This is a genomic window from Paenibacillus sp. FSL P2-0136 (genome assembly GCF_037975325.1).
GTDB lineage: Bacteria > Bacillota > Bacilli > Paenibacillales > Paenibacillaceae > Paenibacillus_AQ > Paenibacillus_AQ silagei.
This window is the reverse complement of the sequence record NZ_CP150244.1, coordinates 306,824-321,330: the sequence shown is the minus strand read 5'-3', so window position 1 is coordinate 321,330 and position 14,507 is coordinate 306,824. Positions and strand designations below refer to the sequence as shown.

Here is a 14,507-nt window from a genome sequence, read left to right as displayed (position 1 = left end):
TGAATCAAGGGTTCGGCCGTATTTTTCACTTTCTGCACAAGAGTCCCTCCCTATTCCCTTCGTTTCAAATCGAACTCTGCTCTCTTCTGATCAATCTCATAGTCGATCTCCTGCACATAATCGTACAGGGCATCAGCGGTGTTCGTTCCATTGTTGATGACCTCGCGCAGGGCATTGTCCAGATGGCGGCCTGTGAAGTAACCGCCAGGCACCTCAGGTACACCCTGCACCCATTGCCACTGCTCCTCCAGATGGCGGTAATCGCTAGTCGGCCACGGCAGCTCCTTAAGCGCTTCAACGTTGGCGGTCGGATACCGCGCAGCCGCGCCCATGAGGCCCTCCATCTCCCGGCCGAAGCGGACCTGCGAATCCTTGTCGACCCACCACTTCATGAATTCCCAGGCGGCATCCTTGTTCCCCGCCTGCCTCAGCATCAGGGCGGCAGTGCCCCCGCTGGCAACGTCCCTGCGGATACTTCCGTCCGGCTGCTTCGTCCCCGGAACCGGAATGAATTCCCATAGCCCCTTAATCTCCGGCGCAGATACGCTCAGATAGTTATAGAAGGTATAATCCTGAATGCCGACCGGCATCTCGCCGGTGCGGAACCGCATCGGGAAGTCGAAGATCAGCGGCAGCTTGTAGCTGGTATAGAAATTGGTCCAGTTCTTGAAGGCAGCCAGCCCGGTCTCTGTATCGAGTCCGCTCTTCGCTCCGTTATTCAGATAAAATGATCCGCCCATCTGATAGAGCAGCATGGCATAGGCGCGGTTGACCTCCAGCACCGGCACGCCTGTGGTCTGCGCGAGCGGCAGCGCCATATCCATCCGGTGCTTCTGCAGCACGGGAATCATCGCGTATACCTCATCCCAGGTCTGCGGCGGCGCAAGGTTCAGCTCCTGCAGAATATCCTTCCGGTAGAACAGCATGTTGAAGATCTGCTGCTCCGGCAGGGCAAAGACCTGATTCTCGAACCGGTACGGCACGAGCGCGCTGTCTCTGAACTGCTTCACCACATCCTCATAGCCGGGATACTTCGACAGATCCTCCGCCGCTTTGCGCATCCCGAAGTTCACTGGCATATCATTGCCGACCTGCATCGCCACATCCGGGCCTTCCCCGGCCAGCGAGGCGCGCAGCAGCACATTCGGACTCACCAGCTTCAGATTGACACCGATGCCGGTAAGCGGGGTAAATGTATCATCGATCATTGCCTTCAGCACCTGCGCCTGGTCGCGGCCGGTTCCGATCCATACATCAATGGTCTCGCCGTTCTCCGTGGTATTGCCAATTGTGTTGTAATCCTCGAAGAACGAATGGGTGAAGGACGACACCTCATGCACAAGCTTCCTGAATCCGGAAGCATTCGCCTTCGGCAGCTTCACATCCGGCGAAGACAGCAGCAGATAATCAATCTCCAGCGGCTGCTCCCGTACCTCCAGAATCCAGGAGCCTACGCTGCCGACATTGATTTTGAACTGCGACAGCCGCTTCTGCACCGTTTCCGGCTTGTCGGCCATGTCCGCCAGCTGATAGGCAGTTTTATTCAAGGTTGCGGTTTTATCACTCTTTTCCCCTGTAAGCCGGACCAGCTCTTCCGATACGCCATATAGAATCTGGCTCTGCTCACGGAAGACCGCCGTCATATCCGGGATTTGCTCCTCCAGCCTGTAATCGCGGTACGGATCTGGCACATTCCCTGTAATCATCAGGATTTTCCGGTACATCGCATTAATGTCCAGCACACTGGCCTCCACCTGGCGCAAGAGCGGTGCAATTGCCCCGAGGCTGACCTCCAGCTGTAATTCGTGTTTTCCTTTGCTTAAATAGAACAAATACGGCTCATCATCGTTCCCCAGCCGGTTCATCTGCCAATCCGAATCGTAGTAGAACGGAATCTGCAGCATTTCCCGGAACGGAATCTCTCCGTCAATCCGCATAGAGCGTGTGGAATAGATCCCTCTTAGCAGCTCCTGCCGGCCTTTGATGGTGATGTTGTACAGACCGTCCTCCGGCGCTTCCACCTCCCAGGCGATCCATTGTCCCGGTACCCGCCAGTTGTTGCCGCCAATCGTGTTCATTCTGATCTTGGACACATCGTACGGCTCTGTTGAAGGGCTTGAGCGGTCTGTGATCGGATACAAGGTCGGGGAGGATTTGTAGGCCGCCGCTTCCCCCTGCACCTTGACCGCGTGGCCGCTGGTAGCCTTATACCCCTTAGCTTCGTAGCTCTGCTTCACCTCTGCGTAGGCAGCGGGTGCATCGTAGCTGTGCAGCTTAATATAGTCGATGACCATCGGCTCTCTGCTGGACACCATCGTCAAGGTGTGCCGTCCGGCCGACAGATAGAATTGATACGGCTCCTCATAGTAGCCTTCCGTATCTCTCAGCAGCGTCTCCTGCCAGGCCGGGGCCTCAATCTGGCGCGGCCGGAGATCATTGTCCCGGTTATCCTGCTGGATCTCCGGGTTCTCATTGACCCAGATCCGCCCGAAGGACAGATTGCGGGCGCTGGTGAACGGCAGCTTTCCGTCGATCAGCAGCTCACGTTCAATCGCCGAGCTTTTGCCCTTCACCGGATAATACCGGACAGAGATGTGATACAGTCCGGACTTCGGCACATCCAGCTGCCACTCTACCGAACCGCTCTCCTCCGTTCTGACGTATCTTCCCGTCTCCCCGCCAAGCTCCGTCAGCACCTCCGGACTCATCCCCTCGGCCCCGGTATAATCAGCTCCCTTCAGCATAATTTCTTCGCGGGGCTGCTCCTCGCCCTCATATTGCTGCAGATAATGCTCATAGCTGCCCTCAGGCAGCTGCCGCACCTCCTGCCCGTTCCCCGTCACACCTTGCGCCTGGGCAGCAGGCAGCTCTGCGCTTGCCGCAGGCAGCGCCATCATGGAGATCAGCATGACGGTTACAAGTGTCCGGTTCATCATCCGCCGGGATAATGATATTCTCACTCGGGTTCCCTCCTCTAGCAGACTTGCATATTAAGAGTGATACAGGTGGTGCAGAATAGAAGGATAAATAATTGTGTGAAACATATAAATCCTTATAATTCAAGCGCACACGGCTACGCCGCCCTATAAGGGCGGCTGCCGATTTTGCAGACAAACACAGCAGGTATTGCGCAAGACAAGCAGGTATTACCCTTGTTATGAGCTGTCCAGCTACCTATTTCTTCTCTTTATCCTGCTCACCGCTCAGTACTTTCTTGGCTGCGGCCTGCGCCGTTCCAATGACTTGGGCCACCCCGGTGGACGGTGTAATCTCGCCCTTCAGGAATTTCTCAGTCACCTTATCCAGCTGATCCTTGACGCCAAGACCGCCGTAACGTCCGCCGAAGACCCGCTCCACCTTCCCTTCATCATTCATCGCATTGGCGATAGAGGCTTCATCCGGCAAAATATTCTCCATCGACAATCTGCGGTTCTCCTGCCAGCTGTCGAACGGCTGCAGATCCTCCCAGATCTTTACGATGGTATCCGCATCCTTAACCCCTTTGGGAATGGCATAGGCTGCTGTCTGGCCCAGCGGATCGTAGTACTTATCGGCCTGCGGGCCTTTTGGAATATAGACATATCCCCATTCATCCTTCATCTTGCCAAGAATACGCCCCTCGATTTCCCAGAGACCGCCCGGATACATAGCCACGGTGCCTTCTCCAAAATACTTAGCCGGGTCTTCCCAGTCATTGCCCTCGTTAGGCTTGAATACCTTATCCTGCGTGTACAGCTTATGAAGGAAGTTAAGCGCTTCCATAGATGCCGGTGAATCAAAGACCGCCTTCTGAGTAGCTTCATCGTAGATTTTGCCGCCGTTGCTGGCGATCAGCAGCTCCGAGATCACATAATGGGCTCCGGCCAGACCGTACTGGTCCATCTTCCCGTCCCCGTTCTTGTCAATCGTCAGCTTCTTCGCCGCATCAAGCATCTTATTCCAGTTCCAGTTATCCTCATCCATCAGCTGCTGCGGGTCCTTCAGGCCCGCTTCCTTGAAAATACGCTTGTTGTAGAACACGCCGCTGTCGTTCGGGCTATACCAGCTCTCCAGGCCATAGACCTTGTCGCCGCCGAAGCGCATGGAATCAATCACACTCTGATCGATGAGTGAATCCTTCAGATAATCATCCAGCGGTGTCAGGAAGCCGCCATGCATCAGGCCCCAGATGAAGCCGTCAGGCAGCCGGACAATCTCGGCAAACGGATCGCTCGCCATAACGGAAGAGGACAGCTTCTCGGCGGTGGACCAATACTCTGTATTCAGGTATTTAATCTTGACGTTGTATTTCTCTTCCACCGCTTTGATCCGTTCGCGGGCAAGCTCATCTGCCTCTGAATCCCCGACAGGAGTGGCATCCCACCAGTGGGATATGCGGATCTCCCGCCCGTTCAGATTAGCAACCGGCTCCTTCGGCGCTTCCGTTGCCGCTGCTGGCGTTTCACTGGCTGCCGGAGCCTGAGTCGCCTCCGCCGCCGGTGTTGTTGCCGGTGCAGACGCGTTATTCCCTCCGCTGCAACCGGTTACAAGTGTAACTACGGCTGTCAGCAGCATGAACCACGCCGAGCTTTTCTTCTTCAACTGTTTCACTGTTCGCCACGCTCCCCTAATTTCAGTGATGTTAAGCTAATCCAAGATTGAACTGATTCAAGATTAAACTGATCCAAGATTAAACTGATTCAAGCATGTCTGCGTCCGTCCCCCGCTCCCTTCCGATGTCATATTTATATAGTGGCGTATGCCAGCATATAAGCCCTTAAGACTACCCTTGAGATGATGAAAAGAAAACTTGGAAATAAATGAACCTGGATACGGGCGGTGCCGTATAAGCGAGAAAGATAAGGAGCATTGCATGGCCGAATCGTCCCTTTAAGGGCGGTGCTGCTCCAGAGGGAAGGATTAGGATTATTGTACGGCCCCTGCCGTCCCATTAAGAGCGATACTGCTTCAGAGGGAAGGATCAGGATTGTTGTACGGCCCATGCCGTCCCATTAAGAACGATACTGCTTCAGAGGGAAGGATCAGGATTGTTGTACGGCCCCTGCCGCCCCATTAAGAGCGATACTGCTTCAGAGGGAAGGATCAGGATTGTTGTACGGCCCCTAACGTCTCTCTGAGGCGGCACCTCTCTCGTGGGAAATATCAGGATGACTGGTGGGTTATGGCTGCGAATTCTTATACTTTTCAAATTATCAGTAAATTCGAAAAATCCCCTTGTCCCATATGTACAGCCAGAGTAACCGCTTACTCAAACTCTAAAAAATAATGAAATGGGTTTCATGAAATCCATTTCATTATAACTTCTGGTTATCCCCTGGTCAATCCTACTTTACACAAATTTCATGCTTCAATCCAAAAACTTTCCAGAATACAGGCCCCCTCGTGCTGACGCACTCCACATACGCCTGGAAAGTTCTTGACCGGCCCTGGATGAACATACTTGAATGCGTGCACAGCAGACTTGTCTGGTAAGCAGCTTCCGGCGGGTGATATTACTGGCTACTCTAAGATTATTCTGCGGAATTCTTCGGGCGTGCCGTGCTGTCCCGTACCACCAGCTTTGGCTGGAGCACCGTACGTTTCCTGGGATTTCCGCCGCTAATCAGCTCATGAAGCATCTCTACAGACAGTTCCCCCAGCTGGTTGGTGTTCTGCGACACGGTGGTCAGCTCCGGAATAACCGCTCTGGATAAGGGCGAATCGTCGAATCCGACGATCGACAGATCCTCCGGTATCTTCAGCCCATGCTGGGTAGCCGACTTCAACGCCCCGATGGCCGTAAAATCATTCACACACAGCACCGCTGTCGGCCGTTCCTCTTGCTCCAGCATCCGGTCCATCAGCGTCCGCCCGCCCTCGATCGAGAAGTCATGGAACATGACCCAATCCTTGCGCAGCGTAAGCCCCCGCTCCTTCAGCTTCATCCTCACGGACTTCAGCTTCACCTGGGTCGTGGAGGTCTCCTCCATTCCCCCAAGGAATCCGATTCTCCGGTGCCCCAGGTCCAGCAGATGCTGGGTAGCCAGCGCCGCCCCTTCTTCTTCATCGGTGTAAATGCGGTGCAGGCCGCTCCGGGGCAGATTGCCGTTGACCAGCACGATCGGCACATGCTTCGACAGCTCCACGACCTCCTGCGACAACGCTGGCGGGCACTGGTTCAGGTTAATTCTGCCGCCCAGGAAAATAATCCCGTCCACTCTTTTCTCCCGAAGGATGCTAAGGTACTCCGACTCGCGGCTATGCTCCCCCGCCGTATCGCAGAGGAAGAAGGTATAATGCTTCTCTCTGGCTACATTCTCGGCTCCCCAGAAGACCTCCGGGAAAAAGGGGTTGGTGATGTCAGGCAGAATCATGGCGATGGTGCCAGTCTCCTTCTTGAGCAGACTGCGGGCCAGCGCGTTCGGCTGAAACTGATGCTTCTCAATCACAGCCATGATGATCTCCCGGGTGCTCTCCTTGACCGGAGCTGTATTGTTGAGGACACGGGAGACTGTGGCTACGGACACCTGGGCCTCCTTGGCGATATCATATATGGTAATCGTCTTCATCCTTTACCTCCTTGGTCTCGCGTTCCTGGCTTATAGCAACTTACATCCGGGGCGGATGGGTGCGGGGGGTTGGGGTGGGGTGGGGATTGGGGTGGAGCGGGAGTTGTCGCAGGGGGGCAGGGCGAGTTAGAGTTGGCAGACGCGGGAGATGGGGCGGGTGCTTAGTGGCCCTTTATTCGTGCCAGCCGCCAACTGCTCCTCACTTCACTCAACCACCCACTTTTGGCCAATTCAGGGGCATTTCTGCTCCTCATTTCGTTCGACCCGCCCACTTTTGGCAATTCAGGGGTATTTGTGCTCCTCATTTTGCTCGACCCGCCCACTTTCGGCCAATTCAGGGGTACTTGTGCTCCTCATTTCGTGCGCCCCGCCCACTTTCGGTCAATTCAGGGGTATTTGTGCTCCTCATTTCGTTCGACCCGCCCACTTTCGGCCAATTCAGGGGTACTTGTGCTCCTCATTTTGCTCGGCCCGCCCACTTTCGGCACATTTAATGGGATTTATCCCTTTGATTTCACCGCGCGGCCCACTTCCAGCACATTTAATGGGATATATCCCTTTGGTTCGGCCGTGCGGCTCACTTCCGGCACTTTTAATGGGATTTATCCCTCTGATTTCACCGTGCGGCCCACTTTCGGCAAATTTAATGGGATTTATCCCTCTGATTTCACCGTGCGGCTCATTTTCGGCACATTTAATGGGATTTATCCCTTTGATTTCACCGTGCGGCCCACTTCCAGCACATTTAATGGGATATATCCCTTTGGTTCGGCCGTGCGGCTCACTTCCGGCACTTTTAATGGGATTTATCCCTCTGATTTCACCGTGCGGCTCACTTCCGGCACTTTTAATGGGATTTATCCCTCTGATTTCACCGTGCGGCTCACTTCCGGCACTTTTAATGGGTTTTTGCAGTCTGATTCCGGCGCGGTCAATGGCGCACATATACTGTACTTTCGGCGTTGAGGTCAGGTAGTACTTAATTCCAGTTTGTCCACAACCGAAGCCCCCTACATTTGCTCAACAGCATACGGAAGCGGTGGCACTCTATTGAGAAGGACGGCAGCCGTTGCAGCGTTGGCAACAAGATGAGAGAAGCACCCCCGTCTAGCACCAAACATACTAATCTTTACACTGCAATCGGCAGCAGTGATGCTTGTCCGTTGGTGATCTGTATGGCTCAACAGGGATTAGCATAGCGGTAGCAGCTTAGAGCCTACGTCCCTTGCTCATCGAAATAGCTGTTCAGCAGCTTGAGGAACACATTCGGAAAGGCGTAATTTTTCATGTCCTCACGGTTGATCCAGCGCTGCGCTCCGCTGTCTGCTGCATCAGCTGCGGCATCCCCGCTGTCGAACAGCGCCAGCGGTGCGTCTTCCGCCGGCTGTGCCCCCAGCGCCGCAGCCAGCAGGCTGTTCTCACGCTCCGCATGAGCCGCTCCCGCATCCACTCCCAGCGGACTATTCTCGCGCCCCGCATGTGCATCCACTCCCAGCGCGCCATCCGCGCGTCCCGCATGCGCTGCCCCAGCATCCGCCCCCAGCGCGCCATCCGCGCCATCCGCGCCATCCGCGCGCTCCGCTTGCGCCGCCCCGTACACGGCGCGGCTCTCCGCTGCCAGCGGCAGCGCCGCCTCTTCCCTGCAGCGGTACACCTGCAGGGTCCACACAATATGGCTGAATGTATGCTCCGCAGCCATCCAGTGCCCCTCAGGCCGGGCGTGAATCCCGGCCTGGCTCATGGACCGGCGCAGCCGGTCCAGCGCTGCCGCTTCCGGCAGCAGCGCACCGCGCGCGCCGCCAGCCTCAGCAGGCGGCGCAGGCCAGTGCGGCAGCTCCCACATGCGGGCCAAAAGCCCGCTAGCCGGCCGCTGCCGGATCAGTACCCGGCCCGCGTGCTCGCCGCGGCCCTCCACCAGGGCAGCCAGCCGCTCCTCCGGACGCGGCGGCTTCGCCTTGGTCTTGACGGGCAGCGAAGCCTCGCAGCCCGCCAGCCGTGCGGCGCAGTGCTCCATCACCGGGCACGGAAGGCAGCGCGGTGATTTCGGCGTGCAGATGAGCGCGCCAAGCTCCATCAGCGCCTGATTGAAGCTGCCTGCCTCCCCTTCGGGGATGAGTTCGGCGGCGAGCTTTTCCATTTTCACACGGGTCGGGCCTTTGGCAATGTCATCCTCAATCAGGAAATACCGGGATAAGACGCGCATCACATTGCCATCCACCGCCGGCTCCGGCCGGTTGAACGCGATGCTCAGAATAGCACCGGCTGTATACGGGCCTACGCCCTTGAGGCCGAATACGGCATCACGGTCATCCGGCACCTGCCCCCCGTACAGCTCCTTGACCTGCTTCGCGGCATGCTGGAGATTCCGGGCACGCGAGTAGTAGCCAAGGCCCTCCCAGCATTTCAGCACCTCTTCCTCCGGGGCATCTGCGAGCGCCTCCACGGTTGGAAACTGCTCAATGAAACGGTTGAAATAAGGAATTACTGTATCTACCCGGGTCTGCTGCAGCATAATCTCAGAGATCCAGATGTAATACGGGTTACGGTGGCGCCGCCACGGCAGGTCCCGCTTCTGGAGGTGGTACCATTCCAGCAGGAACCGGCTGAAGAATAACTTGGCTTCCTGCTGCGCGTCTATGTGCTTCTCATCTGTGGTCATCGTTATTCTCCTTGCCGTTCATAGTTATATAGTTACAGGCTGTGGCCGGTCGTCCGCTCCACCACCGCGAAGGCCGAGGCCAGTCCGCGGCTGTGCGTAATGGTGAGATGAATGACATACTCCTGCTCCGGCAGCCCCAGCCGGGCCCAGGCCTCCGCCGACAGTATGGCTACTGGCTTGCCCAGCGCATCCGGCAGAATCTCAATGTCCTGAAAACCCACCATCTGACCGATTCCGCAGCCCAGCGCCTTCACAACCGCTTCCTTGGCCGAGAATCTCCCGGCGGTGAATTCCGCTGTCTTCGCGCCTTTGCCTGCGGCCAGCACCCGCTCCGGCCCGGTCAGAATTCTCCGGGAGAACCGGTTGCCCAGGCTGCCCTCCGTAATCCCGGCAATCCTGTCGATTTCCAGCACATCATGCCCGATTCCGTAAATCACACTCCCACACCTCTCCTGGCTCTGCATTCCTTAACCCTCTTATATTACCTTCTATCCTTACCCTGCGTCTAATGATATGATCTTGCTAGGACTCCACAGATCTCATGTAACAGTGAAGCCTGTCAGCTTCTTGACCAAGTATTATTAATAATAGTCTTAGCGTCAGCTTTCTGCTATCTTAAAAGAAAAAAAACTGAAAGTCTATCACCCGCAAATCAGGTATATCTGGTAAAGAAGTACAACCGCCAGTTCCAAGAGATGAAGGAAAGGAAGAATACCTTATGTCCCGTAATTTTGAATTACCTGCAGGAGAGGATACGGTGCTTCGCTGCTCCCATTTTCCCGCTCAGGGAGAGGCCCGGAGTGTGGTGGTTATCGCTCACGGCTACAAAGGCTTCAAGGATTGGGGGATGTTCCCGTATACGGCACAGGCGCTCAGCGACGAGCATGAAGTGATCAGCTTCAACTTCTCCCATGCCGGCATCGGCGAGGATCTGCAGAATTTCACCGAGCTGGACAAGTTCGCCCGCAACACCTACCAGCGTGAGATCAAGGATATGGAGATCCTGCTCTCTTATCTGAGCCAGCACCACAGGTTCGGCAGCCTCCCGCTTTTCCTGCTGGGCCATAGCCGCGGCGGGGGCGACTCACTCCTCTACGCACTGGATCATCCGGCAGAAATTGCCGGGGTCATCTCCTGGAACGGGATCACTAACCTGGATCTGTTCACAGAGCAGCAGAAGAGTGAAATGCGGGAAAAGGGCCGGACCCATGTGCTCAACGGACGGACCGGCCAGCAAATGCCGCTGGACGCCATCATTATAGAGGATCTGGAGCAGCAGGCGGAGCGTTACCAGATTCTAGAGCGGATGAAGCAGGCCAACTTCCCCGTTGTCCTGATTCAAGGCAGTGAGGACGGCGAGCATCTGCAGCGCGGCTCCGAGCAATTGATCCGGCTGCGGCCGGATATCGAATGGGTGCAGATTCCCGGCGGCAATCATACCTTTGGCACCGTTCATCCTTTTGCCGGAACTACCCCCCAGTTAGAACAGGCGATATCCGCTACCAGAGGGTTCATCAACCGGGTACTGGCGGAGTAGACCATCCATTTATAATGAGCCTCACATACCTGGCTGTCTAATTGTATTCGGTTTTTCACATACATTCGGCCTTTCGCCTTCGCACCAGCACAATGTATTCGGTTTTCCGCATACATTCGGCCGATGCACCTTCGCGCCACACATTGTATTCGGTTTTCCGCATACATTTGTCCGATTCGCCTTCGCACCAGCACAATGTATTCGGTTTTCCGCATACATTCGGCTCGTTCGCCTTCGCGCCACACATTGTATTCGGTTTTCCGCACACATTCGGCCGATGCACCTTCGCGCCACATATTGTATTCGGTTTTCCGCATACATTTGGCTCGTTCGCCTTCGCACCAGCATACTCTTACACAAAAACCGCCGGAGCGTCTGCATCAAGCGCAGCGCCCCGGCGGCTCCGGCATAACCTGTCTAGATCCCCGGAATACTATCGCGCTTATGCGCCGTTCTCCGGAAGAAGCGCTCCAGCTTCTCAGCCGCTTCAGGGCTGACGGTCTTCCCCTCCAGATAATCGCTGTTCTCCTCATAGGTGATTCCAAGCTCAGTCTCATCCGTCTGGCCCGGCCAGAGTCCAGCCGTCGGCGCTTTGGTTACGATATCCGCCGGCACGCCAAGCGCAGCAGCCAGCTGCCGTACCTGCCGTTTGTTCAGGGAGGACAGCGGTGTTATATCGACGGCGCCATCGCCCCACTTCGTATAGAATCCGGTAATGGCCTCAGAGGCATGATCGGTACCCACCACCAGCAGATTGTTCTCAAAAGCAAGCGCATACTGCATCACCATCCGCGTTCTCGCTTTTACATTCCCCTTGCCCTGATGGGTAATATGCTTGTGCTGGCCCAGGGACTTCAGGCTATGCTCGACCTCCAGGGCGATCTCGTTCACCGCTTCTTCGATATTGGTCTCCACCGTATGGGTCAGCTCAAAAGCCCGGGCCACCGCATAGCTGTGCTCAATATCCTCCTGCTCCCCGTAAGGCTGGAACACCCCGAGTGTCATATACTCCTTGCCTTCCTCCGCCGTCAGCTCGTCCGTAGCCAGCTTGCACAGACCCGCAGCCACCGCGCTGTCCACACCCCCGCTAATCGCAATCAACAGACCTCTGGCCCCCGCCTGGAGCGCATACGCTTTCAGGAAATCTACACGCTTACGGATCTCCGCATCCGTATCAATCACCGGCTTAACTCCCAGCGTAGCAATAATCTCTTCCTGCAGACTCACAGGACCACCCCGTTTCTTAGAATTGTAATCCCTACCCTTAACATTAGAAAAAAAATCCCGCATGAGCCAAGCCCCCGGCTGACGGCTGGCTGATGCGGGATCATTACTTATTCATGCTGCTGTCCTCAGGCTGCAGGACATTATTACTGGCACACTCGGTCAAAAACTTCCTTCAGCTCCGCAGCAATCTCGGCGGCCGAACGGTCTTCCACACCGTGACGTTCGATGAAGTGAACCAGCTCGCCGTCCTTCATCAGCGCGATGGAAGGGGATGATGGCGGATACGGTGCGAAAAATTCACGCGCCTTGGCGGTAGCTTCCTTCTCCTGACCGGCAAATACGGTGAACAGGTGATCCGGCAGAATCTCGTTCTGCAGCGCCTGGGCTACCCCTGGACGGCACTGTCCGGCGGCACAGCCGCATACGGAGTTCACAACAACCAGCGAAGTTCCCTTGGCTGCCGGAAGGGCTGCTTCCACATCCTCCGGGGTCAATAGCTCCTGAAATCCGATGCTTGTCAGATCGTCGCGCATAGGTTGGATAGAATCTCTCATATATTGATTAAAAGACATGGACATTTCTCTGCACTCTCCTTCATCACTTGAATTGAGATAAGGTCAGAACCCGGATAACGTTACCGCGTTCCAGCACTACTTGCTAACTTTATTATACATACATACTCTGCGAAAGCAAGAGACGCAGCCTGCCGCTGCACAGCCCCGAAACGGTGCCGTCCCCGTGAAATCTGCTACATATATACAGGGCTCTGGACCGCTCCCTCTCTGGACTCCACCGGAAAAGTAACGATGACCGAGGTCCCGGACCCTACCTCCGATTCTACCCGGATCGTTCCGTTATGCCGCTCCGCAATACTGAGACAGAGAGGCAGGCCAAGACCTGTCCCCTGGCTCTTGGTGGTGAAGAACGGAGTGAACAATTGATTCAGCTGGCTCTGGGGCATGCCTTCTCCGGTATCCGTAATAATCAGCAGCACGTTATCCTCATGCTCATAGGCAGCCAGCGTCAGTACGCCCTTGGCCTCCATCGCCTCCATGGCGTTGCGGGCCAGATTCAGAATCAGCTGCTTGATCTCCCGGATATTCAGCTGCAGCAGCGGCATCGTCGGGCTGATTTTCAGCTCCACACTCTGGCCGCGGAGATTGGCATCCGCCCAGATCAGCGGCGTAAGCTCCTCCAGAATATGCTGGAGCCCGGCCGGCTCCTTGTCCGATACACGGGTCTGTGCCAGCGACAGAAAGTCATTGATGATGCTGTTGGCCCGGTCCAGCTCTTCCATGACAATATGATAATAGGAGTGGAGCTCCTCCGGGCTTTTCTCCCGCATCAGTTGCAGGAAGCCGCGAACTACCGCCATCGGGTTACGGATCTCATGCGTAATGCCCGCAGCCATCTGCCCGACCAGCGACAGGCGCTCGACATTGTCAAGCTCACTGCGCATTTTCTCCTCTTCCGTCAAATCCTGAATAATCATGACGATGCCGCCCGGCAGTCCCGATTCATGCTGGAGCGGCGCGGTAAAAATATGATAGGTCATCGAATCGACCCTGATCTTGGTATTGGAGCGCTGTCTGCTCCTCAGAACCGCCTGTAACCGGTCCAGGGTAGCCTGATCCATGCTTTTGCCGAAGATATCACTAGCCGGCCTGGACAAAATAAACTCTCTGGTCAACAAGGGACAATGACGCTGCATCAGGCTCAGCATATATTCATTCACCTCTGTCACATACCCGTTGTCATCGAACTCCATAATATTCAGCGGAACTACATTTGTAATCTGCTGCAGCTTCTCCGATTCCCACTGGAATTTCTCCGAGATTCCCTGCATTTGGACCCTAACCTGCAGCTTGTCCCACGCCTTATCGATATAGGTGATGAACAAGGCGCCCAGAATTAGGGCCGTTAATCCGTATAGTCCGGCGAGGGCCGCTTCGCTGGTAGGTATATCCATGACGTTCCTGCCCTGTATATTCGGTACAATGACTATGAATAACATGCTCGGGAAAAGTGCGCCCCACAGGATGAAGATTTTGCCGGGTATCGCAGATTTCTTGAACATCCCGGACATACCGAAGAGCAGCGGATACAGCAGCACCCCTGTATTCAGGAAGAGATGCTCCAGACCTGAGGGCACCGAGAACAATGCAGTACAGAAGAAGAAATATAGCGCGAGGTAGACGCTGGAGCGCAGATTACCATATAAGATCCCAATATACGCCGGGAGAATAGCCAGATTCAAATAGACCAACCCGAACATCGTGGCCGACAGTGCCATGCACAGCGTAATCCCCAGCGCGCAGCAGATCATCAGAAAGGTCTGGTCATCCGGAAACCTGATGTTCCTGCGCAAGGGATGGCCCCGGTCCAGCCTCCACTGAAAGAGAAACAGAAAAATGCAGGCAGCCGATATTTGCAATAAAATATCCTTTACCGCATAAATAATTGCAATCACTCCTCAAATTGGTTAAAATTCCTTTTCCACTTAGATTAAAGCATAACCGCGCATTCCTGACAACGA

At 55.4% G+C, this 14,507-nt stretch carries 10 protein-coding genes; 2 read left to right on the top strand and 8 right to left on the bottom strand.

Features of this window, described 5'->3' with window-relative positions:
* Positions 1-50 precede the first annotated feature (50 nt).
* The 3 genes from NYE26_RS01365 to NYE26_RS01355 all read right to left on the bottom strand — a co-directional run bounded on the left by NYE26_RS01365 (position 51) and on the right by NYE26_RS01355 (position 6,548).
* The gene (locus NYE26_RS01365; RefSeq protein WP_339253350.1) at positions 51-2,960 is read right to left on the bottom strand and encodes an extracellular solute-binding protein; all 2,910 of its coding nucleotides are present in this window, start codon (positions 2,958-2,960) and stop codon (positions 51-53) included.
* A 214-nt stretch (positions 2,961-3,174) separates the two neighbouring features.
* On the bottom strand, positions 3,175-4,590 hold the full coding sequence (locus NYE26_RS01360) for an extracellular solute-binding protein (protein WP_339253348.1): 1,416 nt from the start codon (positions 4,588-4,590) through the stop codon (positions 3,175-3,177).
* 920 nt (positions 4,591-5,510) lie between these two features.
* The gene (locus NYE26_RS01355) at positions 5,511-6,548 is read right to left on the bottom strand and encodes a LacI family DNA-binding transcriptional regulator (protein ID WP_339253346.1); all 1,038 of its coding nucleotides are present in this window, start codon (positions 6,546-6,548) and stop codon (positions 5,511-5,513) included.
* A gap of 222 nt (positions 6,549-6,770) precedes the next feature.
* On the opposite strand from NYE26_RS01355, the gene NYE26_RS01350 reads away from it, so the two are divergent.
* Positions 6,771-7,514, top strand: coding sequence for a hypothetical protein (locus NYE26_RS01350; protein WP_339253344.1), 744 nt, complete (start codon positions 6,771-6,773; stop codon positions 7,512-7,514).
* Between the two features lie 250 nt (positions 7,515-7,764).
* Here the strand turns inward: NYE26_RS01350 and mutY are convergent, their stop codons facing one another.
* Positions 7,765-9,207 carry an A/G-specific adenine glycosylase gene (mutY, locus tag NYE26_RS01345; RefSeq protein WP_339253342.1) on the bottom strand — a complete coding sequence of 481 codons (1,443 nt, stop codon included), beginning with the start codon at positions 9,205-9,207 and terminating at the stop codon, positions 7,765-7,767.
* Positions 9,208-9,239: 32 nt separating this feature from the next.
* A complete protein-coding gene (gene acpS, locus NYE26_RS01340) occupies positions 9,240-9,644 on the bottom strand; it encodes a holo-ACP synthase (RefSeq protein WP_339253340.1) in 405 nt (134 codons plus the stop codon).
* 281 nt (positions 9,645-9,925) lie between these two features.
* Here acpS and NYE26_RS01335 point away from each other — a divergent pair, with 281 nt between their 5' ends.
* A complete protein-coding gene (locus NYE26_RS01335; RefSeq protein WP_339253338.1) occupies positions 9,926-10,744 on the top strand; it encodes an alpha/beta fold hydrolase in 819 nt (272 codons plus the stop codon).
* Between the two features lie 417 nt (positions 10,745-11,161).
* On the opposite strand, the gene nadE is transcribed toward NYE26_RS01335, so the two are convergent.
* The 3 genes from nadE to NYE26_RS01320 form a co-directional block, all read right to left on the bottom strand.
* Complete coding sequence (gene nadE, locus NYE26_RS01330) at positions 11,162-11,971, bottom strand: ammonia-dependent NAD(+) synthetase (protein WP_036722289.1); 810 nt, start codon at positions 11,969-11,971, stop codon at positions 11,162-11,164.
* A 143-nt stretch (positions 11,972-12,114) separates the two neighbouring features.
* Positions 12,115-12,549, bottom strand: coding sequence for a BrxA/BrxB family bacilliredoxin (locus tag NYE26_RS01325; RefSeq protein ID WP_036722287.1), 435 nt, complete (start codon positions 12,547-12,549; stop codon positions 12,115-12,117).
* A 170-nt stretch (positions 12,550-12,719) separates the two neighbouring features.
* The gene (locus tag NYE26_RS01320) at positions 12,720-14,339 is read right to left on the bottom strand and encodes an ATP-binding protein (RefSeq protein ID WP_339253335.1); all 1,620 of its coding nucleotides are present in this window, start codon (positions 14,337-14,339) and stop codon (positions 12,720-12,722) included.
* Positions 14,340-14,507: the final 168 nt, after the last annotated feature.